The 14,880-nt window shown below is 48.9% G+C and carries 14 protein-coding genes; 10 read left to right on the top strand and 4 right to left on the bottom strand.

Going from position 1 to position 14,880, the window contains the following annotated elements:
* Positions 1–10: 10 nt before the first annotated feature.
* The 3 genes from B2Q61_RS01155 to B2Q61_RS01165 all read left to right on the top strand — a co-directional run bounded on the left by B2Q61_RS01155 (position 11) and on the right by B2Q61_RS01165 (position 4,244).
* On the top strand, positions 11–3,193 hold the full coding sequence (locus B2Q61_RS01155; RefSeq protein ID WP_290616802.1) for an error-prone DNA polymerase: 3,183 nt from the start codon (positions 11–13) through the stop codon (positions 3,191–3,193).
* Between the two features lie 74 nt (positions 3,194–3,267).
* Positions 3,268–3,714, top strand: a complete 447-nt coding sequence (locus B2Q61_RS01160; RefSeq protein WP_290616615.1) for a YqaA family protein — start codon at positions 3,268–3,270, stop codon at positions 3,712–3,714.
* Positions 3,715–3,851: 137 nt separating this feature from the next.
* On the top strand, positions 3,852–4,244 hold the full coding sequence (locus B2Q61_RS01165; RefSeq protein ID WP_290616613.1) for a DUF2750 domain-containing protein: 393 nt from the start codon (positions 3,852–3,854) through the stop codon (positions 4,242–4,244).
* 23 nt (positions 4,245–4,267) lie between these two features.
* Here the strand turns inward: B2Q61_RS01165 and B2Q61_RS01170 are convergent, their stop codons facing one another.
* Together B2Q61_RS01170 and B2Q61_RS01175 are read right to left on the bottom strand one after the other, a co-directional pair.
* Entirely contained in the window at positions 4,268–5,248 is a 981-nt protein-coding gene (locus B2Q61_RS01170; protein WP_290616800.1) for a 2-hydroxyacid dehydrogenase, read from the bottom strand.
* Positions 5,249–5,333: 85 nt separating this feature from the next.
* Complete coding sequence (locus B2Q61_RS01175; RefSeq protein ID WP_290616611.1) at positions 5,334–5,813, bottom strand: glutathione peroxidase; 480 nt, start codon at positions 5,811–5,813, stop codon at positions 5,334–5,336.
* A gap of 145 nt (positions 5,814–5,958) precedes the next feature.
* On the opposite strand from B2Q61_RS01175, the gene B2Q61_RS01180 reads away from it, so the two are divergent.
* The 7 genes from B2Q61_RS01180 (at position 5,959) to B2Q61_RS01210 (ending at position 13,552) form a co-directional block, all read left to right on the top strand.
* The gene (locus tag B2Q61_RS01180; RefSeq protein ID WP_290616609.1) at positions 5,959–6,840 is read left to right on the top strand and encodes an NAD(P)-dependent oxidoreductase; all 882 of its coding nucleotides are present in this window, start codon (positions 5,959–5,961) and stop codon (positions 6,838–6,840) included.
* Positions 6,841–6,928: 88 nt separating this feature from the next.
* Positions 6,929–7,624, top strand: a complete 696-nt coding sequence (locus B2Q61_RS01185) for an RDD family protein (protein WP_290616607.1) — start codon at positions 6,929–6,931, stop codon at positions 7,622–7,624.
* Positions 7,621–8,568 carry a stage II sporulation protein M gene (locus B2Q61_RS01190; protein ID WP_290616605.1) on the top strand — a complete coding sequence of 316 codons (948 nt, stop codon included), beginning with the start codon at positions 7,621–7,623 and terminating at the stop codon, positions 8,566–8,568. The genes B2Q61_RS01185 and B2Q61_RS01190 overlap by 4 nt, the downstream gene beginning before the upstream one ends.
* Complete coding sequence (locus B2Q61_RS01195) at positions 8,558–10,099, top strand: hypothetical protein (RefSeq protein WP_290616603.1); 1,542 nt, start codon at positions 8,558–8,560, stop codon at positions 10,097–10,099. The genes B2Q61_RS01190 and B2Q61_RS01195 overlap by 11 nt, the downstream gene beginning before the upstream one ends.
* Complete coding sequence (locus B2Q61_RS01200) at positions 10,096–11,253, top strand: hypothetical protein (RefSeq protein ID WP_290616601.1); 1,158 nt, start codon at positions 10,096–10,098, stop codon at positions 11,251–11,253. Before B2Q61_RS01195 ends, B2Q61_RS01200 begins: the two co-directional genes overlap by 4 nt.
* A complete protein-coding gene (locus B2Q61_RS01205) occupies positions 11,250–12,224 on the top strand; it encodes an AAA family ATPase (RefSeq protein WP_290616599.1) in 975 nt (324 codons plus the stop codon). Before B2Q61_RS01200 ends, B2Q61_RS01205 begins: the two co-directional genes overlap by 4 nt.
* On the top strand, positions 12,221–13,552 hold the full coding sequence (locus B2Q61_RS01210; RefSeq protein WP_290616597.1) for a DUF58 domain-containing protein: 1,332 nt from the start codon (positions 12,221–12,223) through the stop codon (positions 13,550–13,552). The genes B2Q61_RS01205 and B2Q61_RS01210 overlap by 4 nt, the downstream gene beginning before the upstream one ends.
* A 2-nt stretch (positions 13,553–13,554) precedes the next feature.
* Here the strand turns inward: B2Q61_RS01210 and B2Q61_RS01215 are convergent, their stop codons facing one another.
* Together B2Q61_RS01215 and B2Q61_RS01220 are read right to left on the bottom strand one after the other, a co-directional pair.
* Positions 13,555–14,043: a DUF4234 domain-containing protein gene (locus B2Q61_RS01215; RefSeq protein ID WP_290616595.1), complete on the bottom strand. Its 489-nt coding sequence runs from the start codon at positions 14,041–14,043 to the stop codon at positions 13,555–13,557.
* A 172-nt stretch (positions 14,044–14,215) separates the two neighbouring features.
* Positions 14,216–14,875: a CoA transferase subunit B gene (locus B2Q61_RS01220; protein WP_290616593.1), complete on the bottom strand. Its 660-nt coding sequence runs from the start codon at positions 14,873–14,875 to the stop codon at positions 14,216–14,218.
* Positions 14,876–14,880 lie beyond the last annotated feature (5 nt).

The following is a 14,880-nucleotide window of genomic DNA, read 5'->3' on the forward strand; positions in this document are numbered from 1 at the left end:
GGTAACGGCCATGCAATACGCTGAACTGTTTTGTCAAAGCCATTTCAGTTTTCTGCAGGGGGCATCCAGCCCGCAGGAGCTGGTAACCGAGGCAGCATCCCTGGGCTATCAGGCGCTGGCGATAACGGATGAATGTTCCGTTGCCGGTGTGGTGCGGGCATACCGGGCAATCAATGAGCAGCAACTTAGTGTAAAGTTAATTGTTGGCAGTGTGTTTATGCTGGATAAACTGCAGCTGGTGTTGTTATGCCCCACTAAAGCGGCCTACAGCGAGCTGTGCCGGGTTATTACCAATGCCAGAAGGCGCAGCCGTAAAGGCGAATATCAGCTGACTGAATGGGATTTAATGTCGGTTAAGCATTGTTTTATTTTATGGTTGCCAAGTGGAGATCCTGCCAGCGATCAGTACTGGGGGCAGTGGCTTAAAAAGTATCATGCCAGCCGGTTATGGCTGGCAATGCGGCGTTATCTAAACCATAACGAGATGCAATTTAATCAGTATTGTCAGCAATTGGCCGGCCAGTTTCAGCTTAGCCTGATGTGTTGTGGTGCTGTTTTAATGCACCAGCCCGGGCGGCTGGCATTGCAGCATTGCGTCAGCGCTATCCGGGCCGGCAGTCCGGTGCGTGAAATGGGGCGAGAGCTGCTAAGCAATACCGAGCGGGCGCTCAGGCCTTTGCCCAAGCTGGCAAAATTATTTCCGGAAAATTGGCTGAATGAAACCGCGGTTATTGCCGGGCGCTGCAGTTTTAATCTTAGCGAACTTAAATATCAGTATCCGGCTGAGCTGGTGCCAGCTGGGCAAACTGCCAGCAGTTATCTGCGACAGCTGGTAGCGCAGGGCAGTAAAATCCGCTTTAGCGACGGCGTACCGCAAAGGGTACAGGCATTAATCGATAAAGAGCTGGCCCTGATCAGCGAGCTTAATTACGAATATTTTTTTCTGACCATTTACGATCTGGTGCAGTTTGCCCAAAGCCGCAATATTTTATATCAAGGCCGGGGGTCAGCGGCTAATTCTGTGGTGTGTTATTGCCTGCAGATCACCGCTGTTGATCCGCGGCAAATTCAGGTGTTGTTTGAACGTTTTTTATCAAAAGAGCGCCAGGAGCCGCCTGATATCGACGTCGATTTTGAGCATGAGCGGCGCGAAGAAGTGATTCAGTATCTGTATCAGAAATACGGCCGGGAGCGCGCTGCGCTGGCCGCAACGGTGATCAGTTATCGTTTTAAAAGTGCGCTGCGGGATGTTGGTAAAGCACTGGGATTGCCGGAAAGCCAGCTGGATTTCCTTATCAAAAATATTCAGCGGCGTAATCCCGCAACCAGCTGGCAGCAGCAACTGGGTGCGCTGGGGCTGGATCCTGGCAGCGAGACTACCCGTCAGCTTGTGCAGTTAGTGGAGGAGCTGCGCGGCTTTCCCCGCCATTTATCACAGCATGTGGGCGGCTTTGTTATCTCGGAAGGGCCACTGTATGAACTGGTGCCGGTGGAAAATGCTGCCATGAGCGATCGAACCGTGATCCAGTGGGATAAAGATGATTTAGAAACACTGGAACTGTTAAAAGTTGATGTGCTGGCGCTGGGCATGCTAACGGCCATTCGTAAGTGCTTTAATTTAGTCGAACAACATTATCAGCAGCCGCTCAGTATTGCCGGCATTAATGCCCTGGGTGATGATCCGGCAGTGTTTAAGCTCATTCAGCAGGCCGATACCGTCGGTTTGTTTCAGATTGAATCCCGGGCGCAAATGAGCATGTTGCCGCGTTTAAAACCGGCCTGTTATTACGATTTAGTGGTGCAGATTGCCATTGTCCGGCCCGGGCCTATTCAGGGTGATATGGTGCATCCGTATTTAAAGCGGCGAAATGGCATCGAACCGGTCAGTTATCCGTCACCGGAAGTGGAGCAGGTATTAAGTCGCACCATGGGCGTCCCTATTTTTCAGGAGCAGGTAATAGCGCTGGCGATGGTCGCTGCCGGTTTTACTGGCGGCGAGGCTGATCAGCTGCGCCGGGCGATGGCCAGCTGGAAAAAAACCGGCGAATTGCTGCAATTTAAAGATAAGCTGATAAACGGCATGCTGAAGCGGGGCTATCAGCAGGAATTTGCAAAGCGGATATACCAGCAAATTTGTGGTTTTGGTGAATATGGTTTTCCCGAGTCGCATTCGGCCAGCTTTGCTGTGCTGGCCTATATTTCGGCCTGGTTAAAACATTATTATCCGGCGGCATTCTATACCGCACTGCTTAACAGCTTACCCATGGGGTTTTACAGCCCGTCGCAACTGTTACAGGATGCCAAAAGGCATCAGGTTAAGGTATTACCGGTATGTGTAAATGGTTCATCCCTGGATTATACCTTGCAGCCAGAGCAACCAGCGCAAGCGGATTATGCTATCCGGCTGGGGTTGCGTCAGGTAAAAGGGTTAAGTACGACAGGTGCTCAGCGCTTACTGCAGCACCGGCCTGCTGCCGGTTACCGCTCACTGTCCCAGTTACGTCAGGCTGGTCTTAACAGCAGCGATTTACAGGCGCTGGCCAGTGCCAATGCCTTAGCGGCCATAAGTGGCGACAGGTACAATAGCCGCTGGCAGTTGCTGGATAAGCAGCAAAGCCTGCCGCTTTTTTGTGCCGAACAAAACCATGCCAGCAATGCCAGTAATCAAAGTAATGCCAGTAATGCCAGTAATGAAAGTAACGAAAGTGAGCACGCAACTGCAGTGGTATCAGAACAGCCAGCTAATTATCAGCATGGGCCATTGCCTGCGCCATCAGAGATAGACGAAGTACTGGAAGATTATGCGGCCACGGGTCTGAGTTTACAGCAACACCCGATTGCACTGCTGCGCCTGGCCGGTAAATTGCCGCGCAGTATTGCCGCTGAGTCATTAAAAGAGGTGCGGCATAAAAGCCCGGTACGGATAAGTGGCCTGGTTACCTTACGCCAGCGGCCCGGCACTGCTGCCGGGGTTACCTTTATCTCGTTGGAAGATGAAACCGGTACGGCCAACGTGGTGGTGTGGCTGGCAACAGCCCAGGCTCAGCAACAGGCTTTTTTAACGGCGCAAATACTGCAGGTAGACGGTATTTTAGAGCGTGAAGGTGACGTAACCCATGTAATAGCCGGCCGGCTGACCGACTTAAGTCATGAGCTGGCAGCCTTTGCCAGCAAGTCGAGGGATTTTCACTAGCCGCAACATTATTTACTCAGTCAGATAATCTGCTACAGTGCCTGCGTTTTTTTAAGCTGGGTTAATACCATTTTATGCTGTTGGGCTATTTTTCACTTTTTGCCAGCGGCTTTATTGCTGCTACGTTATTGCCGGCCTCCTCTGAAGTACTGCTACTGGCGTTGGCCCAACAAGGTTACGCGCCATTGTGGCTATGGCTGGCCGCCACCTGCGGTAATACCCTGGGCTCCTGCGTTAACTGGTATCTGGGCAAAGAATTGCTGCGCTTTTCTGATAAGCGCTGGTTTCCGGTAAGCCCGGCGCAGTTAGCTAAAGCGCAGCAGCACTTTAAGCGCTACGGCAGCTGGAGCTTACTGCTTGCCTGGTTGCCAATAGTTGGCGACCCGCTAACCCTGGTTGCTGGCACGCTTCGGGTTCGCTTTGGCTTATTTTTAATGCTGGTGGCGCTGGGTAAAGGTGCCCGCTATGCGCTGTTGTTATATTTAGCCCGCCAACTGTTTGCGCTGCCGGCTGTAAACTAAACCTGAACCTGAAGCAACGCTGACACTGATCTATACTGATATTTTGGCCTGTTCGCGATGACAAAGCCGTTTTTCTGTTGGCTTTATACAGTTAAATCCGTCATCATTCATTCACTTATTTTAGGCAGGAAATCATTATGGAATATCAATTAAGTACTGAAGAACTTAACCGGGTCGTCTCACTGGATGCTGAACAACGTTATGAATATTTTGTTCATGCTGTGGCTGATTTAGAGGAAATCTGGATTTTAACGGATGAAGAAGGTTTCGTGCTGGTCAGCGCCGAAGATGAGCGCTGCATTCCGGTATGGCCTCATGCTGAGCTGGCCGAGCAATGGATTGAAGGTGAGTGGCAGCATTGCACCGCCAAATCAATTGATGTTAAAACCTGGCTGGATAAATGGACCTCAGGTCTGATTGGCGACGAACTGGCTGTTGCAGTAATACCCGATTCAGATGGCCCTGGCGTCGTGGTAACCCCGGAAGAGCTGTCAGAAACTCTGATGGACGAAATGAGCGGCAAAGTCTGAGCATCTTTTCATTAATTAAGCCGCTATTGTACTAATTCATTGCCGGTGGTGCTACCGCCGGCAAATGCCATTAAGTTGTCACTGGTAATACTGCTTATTTGCTGTAACGCTTCTTTGGTAAAAAAGGCCTGATGACTGGTGATCAGCACATTTGGGAAGGTCAGTAAGCGCTTAAAGACCTCATCATCGATAACCTGCTCAGACAGGTTTTCAAAAAAAATATCGGCTTCCTGCTCGTAAACATCTAATCCCAGATAACCAATTTTCCGGCTTTTTAAACCCTCTATCACCGTTTTGGTATTAACCAGCGCGCCCCGGCTGGTATTAATCAGCATTACGCCATCACGCATTTTTGAGAGCGAATCGGTATTGATTAAATGCTTGGTGGCCGGAGTAAGCGGACAATGCAGGCTGATAATATCACTTTGCGCATATAATTCATTCAGGCTGACATAGTGCTCTGAGAGCTCCGCTGCCGGCTCGATATCATAGCAGAGCAGCTTGCAGCCAAAGCCTTTTAAGATACGGGCTGTCGCCAGACCAATCCGGCCGGTACCGATTAAGCCCACTTTTTTGCCATGCATATTAAAACCGAGTAAACCGTCAATCGCGAAGTTGTCATCTCTGACCCGGTTAAAGGCTTTATGCAGTTTGCGGTTCAAGGTCAGCATCATGGCAACGGTATGCTCTGCCACCGCTTCGGGCGAGTACGCCGGTACTCTGGCAATCCGGATCCCCAGTGCCTTGGCGGTATCCAGGTCGACATTATTAAAGCCGGCACAGCGCAGCGCCACCATTTCAATACCCATTTCGGACATTTGCTGCAGCACTTCTGCTGACAGATCATCATTTACAAAAGCGCAAATGGCATGGCAGCCCTGCGCCAGTTTGACATTAACTGCATTTAAGCGGCTGTCAAAATAGCTGAATTGCAGGCTCGGATCTGCCCATTGGCTAAAGCCATCCTGATCATATTTTTTGGCACTGAACACGGCAACTTTCATTGGTAACCTCGCGCGCGATTGCGGTCCGTTATTTTCTGCTAAGTGTAGATCAGTTGAAGTTGTCATAATTAGCGCCAGATCAAAGTTACAGCAGTTCTTCTATTGTTTGGGCGATGCTGCCGGGCTTAGTGCGGGGGGCATAGCGTTTAACCACTTCGCCTTGCTTGTTAATCAGAAACTTGGTGAAGTTCCACTTAATGGCCCGGGTTTTCAGTAAGCCGCGGGCGCTGTCTTTTAAATGCTCAAACAGTGGCGAGGCTTTTACCCCATTAACATTGATTTTAGCCATTACCGGAAAGCTCAGACCATAGTTTAACTGACAAAACTGCTGAATATCGCTGTTATCTCCGGGCTCCTGACTACCAAACTGGTTGCAGGGGAATGCCAGAATTACCAAACCACGATCTTTATATTGCTGATACAACTGCTCTAGCTGCTGATACTGCGGGGTAAAGCCACACTGACTGGCAGTATTAACGATCAGCAGCACTTTGCCACGATAAGATGCCAGATCCACTTCCTGACCCTGGCCGTTTTTAACTGTAAACTGATGAATATTGGTCATTCTGCTTCCCGATTATGTTTTAAATTCAAAAATGATGTCGCATTAGCAATGCCGGACCCGGCGATATCTTTGTGCAGCCGCTTTCTTTTACAAGACGAAGTTTGTAAGCTAACAGCTTATCATTTCACAGCTATAAGTCATTTTTATGTCAATTGAGAGTAAAGGTAAAGTCGCGTTTATTGGTTTGGGTGTGATGGGATACCCGATGGCGGGCTATTTACAGCAAAAAGGCTACCAGGTTTGTGTCTATAACCGCACAGTGGCCAAAGCTGCACAGTGGGTTAAGCAATACGGTGGCAGCCATGCCGCTACACCAGCACTGGCCGCAGCAGAAGCCGACCTGGTGTTTATCTGTGTCGGTAATGACGATGATGTGCGCTCGGTGGTGTATGGCGATGATGGTGCGCTGGCGACCCTGCAACCTGGTGGCGTGCTGATTGATCATACCACGGCATCAGCGGAGTTAGCCCGCGAGCTCAGCATTGCTTGCGAGGCAAAACAGATCGGCTTTTTAGATGCGCCGGTATCCGGTGGCCAGGCCGGGGCGGAAAACGGCGTATTAACGGTCATGCTCGGTGGCCAGCCTTCGGCGTTTGACCAGGCCGAAACCGCCATTATGAGCTATGCACGTTGTGCTAAATTACTCGGCCCGGCCGGCTCAGGGCAGCTGGCAAAAATGGTTAACCAGATTTGTATTGCCGGGGTGGTGCAGGGCCTGGCGGAAGCACTTAATTTTGCCCAGAATGCCGGCCTGGACGGCGCAGCCGTGGTTGAGGTTATTTCTCAGGGCGCAGCATCATCCTGGCAAATGCAAAACCGCTCGCTGACCATGCTCGATGGCAAATACGATTTTGGTTTTGCCGTAGACTGGATGCGCAAGGACTTAGGCATAGCATTAAATGAAGCCCGCAAAAATGGCAGCCATTTGCCGTTAACGGCGTTAGTCGATCAGTTTTACAGCGAAGTACAACAAATGGGCGGCAGCCGCTGGGATACTTCCAGCTTGCTGGCAAGGTTAAAACGCTGAATTTATTGTAAATAACTAAGCTTTTTCTTGCTAATTTTGGTGGCATTCGCCAAGATGTCTGCGTTTTTTTATTTAGTAAGATATATTTTTGACTCCAAGCAGCATTATTGATAACAAAATTGGTATTCAATTGCCAGAAGGCGTTAGTCTGACCCTGGTGCCTGCGGGCATTGCGGCGAGAACGGCGGCTTTTATTATTGATTTCCTATACCGGACGCTACTTTTTTTAGCTGCGGCGCTGGTATTAAGCCAGGTTGGTCAGGCCGGTGAAGGTATTTTACTGGTGATATTGTTTATCCTTAACTGGTGTTACTACATTTTTTTCGAGTATCGTAACGGCGCCTCGCCCGGTAAACGGAAAATGAATCTTAAAGTGGTGGCCGACAATGGTTTACCTGCCGGATTTTCAGCTATTGTCCTTCGCAATTTACTTCGTCCGGTGGATATGCTTCCGCTGGGCTATGCGCTTGGCTTGGTTTCTATGGTGTTAAGTCAAAATTTCAAAAGGTTAGGGGATTGGGCTGCTGGTACCATGGTGGTATATCAACAGCAGCTGCAACCACTGCCAACGGCAACGGGGCAGGCATTAACTCAGGCACCGCAACCTCTTGCCAGTTCAGAGCAGGCTGCAGTATTGGATTTCTGGCTACGCCACGGTAGTTTATCTGAGCAGCGACAGCAGGAACTGGCTGAATTACTGACCTCTGCATTGGACATTGAAACTGACAACAATGTCGCTTATCTCTGTGCACTGGGTGCCTATTATGCTGGTGAGAAAGCATGAAGCAGTCGCAGTTTGTGAAACAGCGTGAAGCACACTGGCTGCTGCTGGAGCAAGAACTGAACAGCGGTAGCTTTGCCCGTCCAGAGTCATTTCCGGCGGCATATCGGCAGCTGTGTAGTGATTTAAGTCTCGCCCGTAGTCGCCAGTATAGTCCGTTATTGATTGAGCGGTTAAATCAGCTGGTTGCAGCTGGGCAACATTATTTATATCAGAATAATCAACCGGTCTGGTTTGAACTGCGCCAGTTAATCGGGCTCCGTGCTCTTGAGGCATGTTATCAGTTTCGACGCTGGATCTGGCTTAACTTAATCTTGTTTTATGGTTTAGGGCTGGTCGCAGCGTTATTTGTCTGTAGTTCTGCTGACAATATTAATTATTTTATGTCGGTGGCAGATCTGGAGAAATTTAACGATATGTATGATCCTGCCAGCAACAGTACTGGTACCGGGCGCAAAGCACAGTCTGATGTATTGATGTTTGGCTTTTACATTTACAATAATATTGGTATTGCCTTTCAAACCTTTGCTGGCGGTTTGTTGCTTTGCGTTGGCGCATTATTTTTTATTGTCTATAACGGCCTATATCTTGGGGCAGTTGCCGGGCACATGATTAATATGGGCTTTAACGAAACGTTCTTTTCATTTGTAGTTGGCCATGGTTCAGTTGAACTGACCGCTATTGTACTAAGCGGTGCAGCCGGCTGCCGACTCGGATTTAGCTTGTTGGTTCCCGGTATTTACAGTCGCTTTACCGCCTTAAAACAGGTGGCACATCAGGTCATGCCATTAGTAGTGGTGGCCTTTGTAATGCTGGTTTTGGCAGCAGGCATTGAAGCATTCTGGTCACCTCGTCTGCTTGCTGCTGAAGTAAAATATGGCGTGGGTGCGCTTTGCTGGGCGGCGGTACTGTACTGGTTATACCGGGGGACAGTGCTTGGACGTTAAGCAGCTAATTATTGAACCCCAGATCCGCAGCCCCTGGCAGGTTTTCGATCTTGCCGTGCGTTGCTATCGACTGATGTGGTTGCCACTATGTTTATTATGGTTAATAGCAGCAATGCCGTTGGCTTTGTTACTTGCTTTGGTAGTCGACCCCTGGATTGCCGGCACTATTATCTGGCTTTGTAAGCCCCTGCTGGAGAGACCTTTACTGCATTATGTCAGCCGGGCGGTATTTTCAGAGCAAGCGGATATCAGGTCTTGCCTCAGGGCACTTGCAACAGGTGGCTGGTGGCAGGCACTGCTCAGTATCACATGGTATCGTTTTGCCTGGCGCCGTGCATTTCTGGCGCCGGTATTATTACTAGAGCAGCAAACGGCAGACGCCCGCCAGCAAAGGTGCAGAACATTAACGCGGCTTTACAATGACCGCCAGGGATTCTGGCTGATGTTTTGTGTTCATCTTGAACTATTAATATTGGTTATGATGCTGTTGCTGGGTTACAGTTTATTACCTGCAGCGCTGGTTCCCGACTGGCTGAGTAGCTTGAGTATGCTTGAAAGCAACGTTGGCGGCTATCTCATTTTGCTTGCAACGTTGCTGTCTTACAGTGTGGTCGCCCCACTATTTGTACTAGGGGGCTTTTTGATGTACATCAACCGTCGGATTGTGCTCGAAGCCTGGGATCTGGAGTTGAAGTTCCGCAAAATTGCAGTACGTTTGCAGTCTGTAGCGACGCTCGCTGTAATGTTGTTGTGTCTAAACCTTGCTATCTATTCCCAACCGTTGCTGGCAGATACTGAGCAAGCCCCCCCAGACAACACCCTAGTAATGACGACAGAAGCTACCACGGCAAATACCGCTGAAAGCATCACCGGATCTGCAGGGCAGTCGCTGTACAGCGCGGAGCATAAAGCCGATATAAAGCAACAGGTTGAACAGATTTATCAGCAGCACGAATTACTGGATTACCGAACCCGCTGGGTTAATGAAACCAGCGAACAAGTTGCCGCCGATAATAGCGACTGGCTTAGTATATTCAGCTTTATTGCAGATAGCCTTGGGGTGATTGGTTGGCTGGTTATTATTGCGGTAACGCTTGGCTTATTGTATTGGCTATATCAAAACTATCATCGTTTATTTCGGCCTTTTAGCGAAAAAGCACCTCCAGCGGCGCCAACTGTGCCACTGATGTTCGCAGATTTACCCGCTGAACTGGAAAATGATGATTTACTGGCGCAAGCCGCGATATTTCAGCAAGCAGGTAACGCCCGGTTAATGACGGCGTGTTTACTGCGGTACGCTTTGCATTATATTCAACAGCATTATCCGGTAAAGCTGTCCGTGACGATGACTGAACAGGAGTGTTTACATGCGGTTAACCAAAATACACCAGGGCATATAAGCAGTATCATGGCCCGGCTTATTGATTTATGGATAGCCATCGCCTGGGCGCATCAGCAGTTGACGCTCGATAGTCTTGGTACCCTTTTGCAGCAGCTTGAAACCTGGCCACAGGAGCAAAGCCCCGAATGAAAAAATGGGTTCTGGTTATTGCTGCTGCGTTATTGGTGTTTATTATCTGGATTTTTAGCCGGGGCCAATGGCAACAGGTTACTGAAGAAAATGGCCTGAGCCGACAGGCTGTCAGCCAACCTTGGTTTGCCAGCACGCAGCTTTTGCAGCAACAGCAACGTTCATTTGCTGATATTGCAGATGCCGCTGAGCTGCGCCAACTGCTCAAGTCGGGCCGGCCGTCTGAACAAATGATTGTTATAAATGAAAACCTGCTGCGATTTGAGCCAGATTTAGCCGAACCGTTACTGGCGTGGACCCGCTCTGGCGGACATCTGGTATATCAGTTATCTGCTGAAAATCGAAAGCAAATAGCCAATAACAGCCTGGTTGCGGCTTTTGATATTGAGATTTCATTGTCACAAAGTGACGTGCAACATTACTGGCATCGTTTAGTCAGATCCACGTTTGTTGAGGCCACCGCAGAATTTCAGCACGGTGTGCTGAAGGTGGCAATAATGCCGGACTCCCGGATTGATCATTGCTTTAACCCACTGATGACCATCATTGAAGATGATGAAGAGCAACAGGAGGTTTTTGTCGCGTGCCAGTTTGCCTCCGATCAAGGAAAAATAACCTTTACCAGCCAGACCGTGTTTATGCAGAATACCTTGCTGGATAAAGCTGACAATGCCTTGCTTACCTTGTCACTGGTAGGAAATGCCAGCCAGTTGCACGTTATGCGGGATCCCGGCACATTGTTGTGGTTTCAACGCCTCTGGTACTGGAATTGGCCGGCCTGGACACTACTATTACTGACATTTTTTTTGCTAATCTGGCGATTTGCCCAGCGCCTTTCCCCCCCAGAACGGCTGCTGACTACCCGGGACAATGTGTTTGAACATCATTTGTATGCCAGTGGTAATTTTTTGAACCAACGCATGCCAGCTGACTGGCTGAAACAGCAGTTAATGCAGGATATTCAAAACATTTGTGATCGGCGTTATCCCGGATTTTCGCGGTTGACAGAGCACGATCAGCAGCAGTTAATTGCAAACTGGTGTGGGGTGTCATCGCAACAACTTAATCATTTTCTAACTCAGCCCTGGCCGGTCAGAGCCGTCGATCTTGCTGAGTATATCGGGTTCTGGCAAAAAATAAGGAAAGCAATATGACAGAGTTAGGCGCGCAGCAAACCGAGCAAATTCGCCAAACAATCGCGGCAATCAGACACAACATACAGCAAGTATTGGTAGGACAGCATGAGATTGTAGACGATGTCATCGCCGTGCTGCTTGCTGGTGGTCATGTGCTGCTGGAAGGTGTGCCGGGCCTTGGTAAAACACTATTGGTCAGAGCGTTGGCGCGCTCTGTGGATGTTGAATTCAGCCGGATCCAATTTACCCCGGATCTGATGCCATCCGATGTGGTAGGACATAGCCTTTATAATATGGGCAAAGGCGAATTTGAACTGAAAAAGGGACCTGCCTACACCAACATTTTACTGGCCGACGAAATTAACCGCGCTCCTGCAAAAACTCAGGCCGCATTGCTGGAGGTCATGCAGGAACTGCAGATTACCATTGATGGCACCAGCATGAAGCTAGAGGGGCCGTTTATGGTAATGGCAACCCAGAACCCACTTGACCAGGAGGGCACCTATCCACTGCCTGAAGCTGAGCTGGATCGGTTTATGGTTAAACTGAAGTTGGGTTACCCCAGTCTTGAACATGAACTGCATTTATTGCTTCTTAATACCGCCAGTGAATCTAATGAGTCACAGGTTAGCGCGTTAAAAACAGTAATTAGTCGCAGCCAACTACTGGCAATGCGAAACCAGGCCACCCAGGTTCTGGTTGACGAAAAGCTGTACATGTACGCCCTGGATATGGTCAGAAAAACCAGAAGCTGGCCGGGTGTGTTGCATGGAGCAGGGGTGAGGGCAAGTATCAATATGATTAAACTTGCCAAGGTCAGAGCGCTGATGAATGGCCGGGAGTTTGTTATACCGGATGACATTAAACTGTCAGCAAAGCCTGTTCTGCGTCATCGGATCATTTTATCCGCAGAAGCGGAGTTAGAAGGTACAAATGAAGACGATATTATCAGCGCTATTTTGATGAAGACTGAAGTACCCCGCGAATGAACCTGTTGAATGTGCGGCCGTCAAACCGACTTTTGCTGGTGTGTGCAGCGCTGGTGGTTTTGACCATTGTGCTGAAAATTTTGAATATCAGCCCGGCGGTGCAATTTGTTACTGCAGGCGGACTGTTAGCATGTATCATTCTCAAAAGTGGATTTGATCTGGTCAGGTTAAAACGCTTGCCGCCGATAACCGTGCAGCGGGATTTACCTGACAATCTTAATCTCAATTGCGAGTTTAATTATGATCTGATTATTGAAAATCACACCGATCAATTGCTGTTTCTCAGTGCCGCCGAGAGAATGCCGGAGCATTGGTTGCGCCAGCAAAGGCTGTTCCAGAGTCGGTTGGCGGCAAAAGAAAAGCTGAAATTTACTTACAAGGTTAATCCCAGCCGACGCGGACTGGTCGAGCTGGCAGGCACTGACATCAGGTTGCAGCTGTCCGGCGGCTTTTGGCAGAGTCGATGTTTTGTTCCTGCGCAGCATCAGGTCAAGGTATACCCTGACTTTTCAATGCTGATGAAATCTCCCGCGCTCAGTGGCGTTGGTAATCTACCAGTACCCGGGATCAAGGTGTTTAATAAGCGTGGTAGCGGCACCGAATTCAGGCATTTGCGCGAGTATCGGCGCGGCGACAGCCAGAACCAAATTGACTGGCAGGCTTCCAGCCGGCGTTTAAAGTTGATTGCCAGAGAGTTTCAGGAAGAACAAAGCCAACAGGTCATCGTAATGCTCGACAGTGGCCGCAGAATGCACGTGGAGACGGAGATGGGCAGCCATTTTGATGCAGCCTTAAGTGCTATTTTGCTGTTAGCCCATTCGGTGCTGAAAAATGGTGATTGGTTTAGCATGCAATCCTTTGGGCTGACTGAGCGCTGGTTGCCTAATGTCAGAAGTGTTCGCGACATTTCTAAGGTAATGCAGCATTTTTATGATTTGTATCCGTCAGATATCAGCCCCGATTATCTGGTTGCTGCCAGACAACTTGTTTCAAAAAAGCCAAAGCGAGCGCTGGTGTTAATTGTCACTACGTTACAGGACGAAGATTTTTCGGATTTACTACCAGCGGTCCGATTGTTACAACAACACCATCTGGTGGGGGTAATTCATATTGAAAACGAAGCCATTCGTCAACAGTTATCCGATGTAGTAACAGAGACGAATCAGGCTAAAAGTTATCTCGGTGCTGTTCAGCTGAACACGTTGTTTCAGCAAAACTGGCAGCGGCTGCAAAAAGAACACGTGCTTTGTGTCAGCAGCAGAGCGAGGGATTTATTACCACAAAGCCTGAACGCTTACTTACGGGTTAAACGCTCAGGCATGCTTTAAGATTAACGGCTACTCGTGGTATCTATCGCTTCATTAATTTTGTATTGCAGATAAATGCTACTGAAGAAGAACGTCAGGATCGGGCCGGTGCGGACATTGTGGCCTTCTTCAAGAAATACGTCATGCAGTCTGTTTCTGATCGTAAAGGTTACAATCAGATATAAAACCCAGTAAGCAATACTCAGGCTGTTTTCAATAACGGCATATTCCTCGCCGGAAAACCCAGCGACAAAACCCAGCGCAAAACTCCCCAGTAATACGGCAACCAAAACATAAACTAATTCTAAAGCAATAGGTCTGCTTTGGATCTGATTTAAGGTGCTGGCACGAGAGTAAAGCCACCATAACGGGTAAATACCCAGGGTAATAATATTAAGCAAAAATACCCACCAGGCCGAAAACCGGGGAAGTTGCTTTAACTTACCACTGTTTAACGGTGCATTCAGGTCTGCCGTTGGCGCGGTATAAGGGTTGGAAACTACATCACTCATTTAACATCCTTTTATTTTTTTTGTTAAGAATGAGGATTTTAATGATAACAAAGAAAAAGTAAATGCTAATTTTAGAGTAAAAAGGAACAATATTGGCTGGACAAATAAAAAAGCGCTACCAGACTCAATATGACAAGAGGCGTGTAGCGCTATAGTGGGTGAATAAATCGGTTTAGTTAAATACCATCTCAGGTATGTCGCCATTAACAACCAGTTTGCCGGCGGTTTTTTGCTGAATTTCTTCAACCGTAATACCCGGGGCGCGTTCTAACAGGTGGAAAGCGCCATTGCGCACTTCCAGCACGGCTAAATCGGTCACGATTTTCTTTACACAGCCAACACCGGTGAGTGGCAGCGTGCAGCTTTGTAGCAGCTTACTGTTGCCGTATTTATCGGCATGAGTCATGGTAACGACGATGTTCTGAGCGCCGGCCACTAAATCCATGGCGCCGCCCATGCCTTTTACCAGTTTTCCCGGGATCATCCAGCTGGCGATGTTACCATTCTGGTCAACTTCAAAGGCGCCCAGTACGGTTAAATCGACATGACCGCCACGGATCATGGCAAAGCTTTCTGCTGAGCTGAATATGGCTGCGCCTTTAATGGCGGTAACGGTTTCTTTACCGGCGTTAATCATATCGGCGTCAAGCTGTGCTTCAGTCGGGTAGGGGCCCATACCAAGCAAGCCGTTTTCAGATTGCAGCATTACTTCAATGCCTTCGGGCACATAATTGGCCACCAGGGTAGGAATACCGATACCCAGGTTAACGTAGTAACCATCTTCTAATTCCTGCGCCACGCGCATTGCTACCTGTTCACGAGATAAAGCCATGGTTG

It is taken from the genome of Arsukibacterium sp. UBA5043 (assembly GCA_002415085.1).
Taxonomy (GTDB): Bacteria; Pseudomonadota; Gammaproteobacteria; order Enterobacterales; family Alteromonadaceae; genus Alishewanella.

Bases quoted from the DNA above. Each gene is read 5' to 3' on its own strand.
- B2Q61_RS01160 (WP_290616615.1), top strand. From the start codon at position 3,268: ATGCTGTTGGGCTATTTTTCACTTTTTGCCAGCGGCTTTATTGCTGCT.
- B2Q61_RS01190 (WP_290616605.1), top strand. From the start codon at position 7,621: ATGAAGCAGTCGCAGTTTGTGAAACAGCGTGAAGCACACTGGCTGCTG.
- B2Q61_RS01170 (WP_290616800.1), bottom strand. From the start codon at position 5,248: ATGAAAGTTGCCGTGTTCAGTGCCAAAAAATATGATCAGGATGGCTTT.
- B2Q61_RS01175 (WP_290616611.1), bottom strand. From the start codon at position 5,813: ATGACCAATATTCATCAGTTTACAGTTAAAAACGGCCAGGGTCAGGAA.
- B2Q61_RS01155 (WP_290616802.1), top strand. From the start codon at position 11: ATGCAATACGCTGAACTGTTTTGTCAAAGCCATTTCAGTTTTCTGCAG.
- B2Q61_RS01200 (WP_290616601.1), top strand. From the start codon at position 10,096: ATGAAAAAATGGGTTCTGGTTATTGCTGCTGCGTTATTGGTGTTTATT.
- B2Q61_RS01220 (WP_290616593.1), bottom strand. From the start codon at position 14,875: ATGGCTTTATCTCGTGAACAGGTAGCAATGCGCGTGGCGCAGGAATTA.
- B2Q61_RS01165 (WP_290616613.1), top strand. From the start codon at position 3,852: ATGGAATATCAATTAAGTACTGAAGAACTTAACCGGGTCGTCTCACTG.
- B2Q61_RS01205 (WP_290616599.1), top strand. From the start codon at position 11,250: ATGACAGAGTTAGGCGCGCAGCAAACCGAGCAAATTCGCCAAACAATC.
- B2Q61_RS01215 (WP_290616595.1), bottom strand. From the start codon at position 14,043: ATGAGTGATGTAGTTTCCAACCCTTATACCGCGCCAACGGCAGACCTG.
- B2Q61_RS01210 (WP_290616597.1), top strand. From the start codon at position 12,221: ATGAACCTGTTGAATGTGCGGCCGTCAAACCGACTTTTGCTGGTGTGT.
- B2Q61_RS01180 (WP_290616609.1), top strand. From the start codon at position 5,959: ATGTCAATTGAGAGTAAAGGTAAAGTCGCGTTTATTGGTTTGGGTGTG.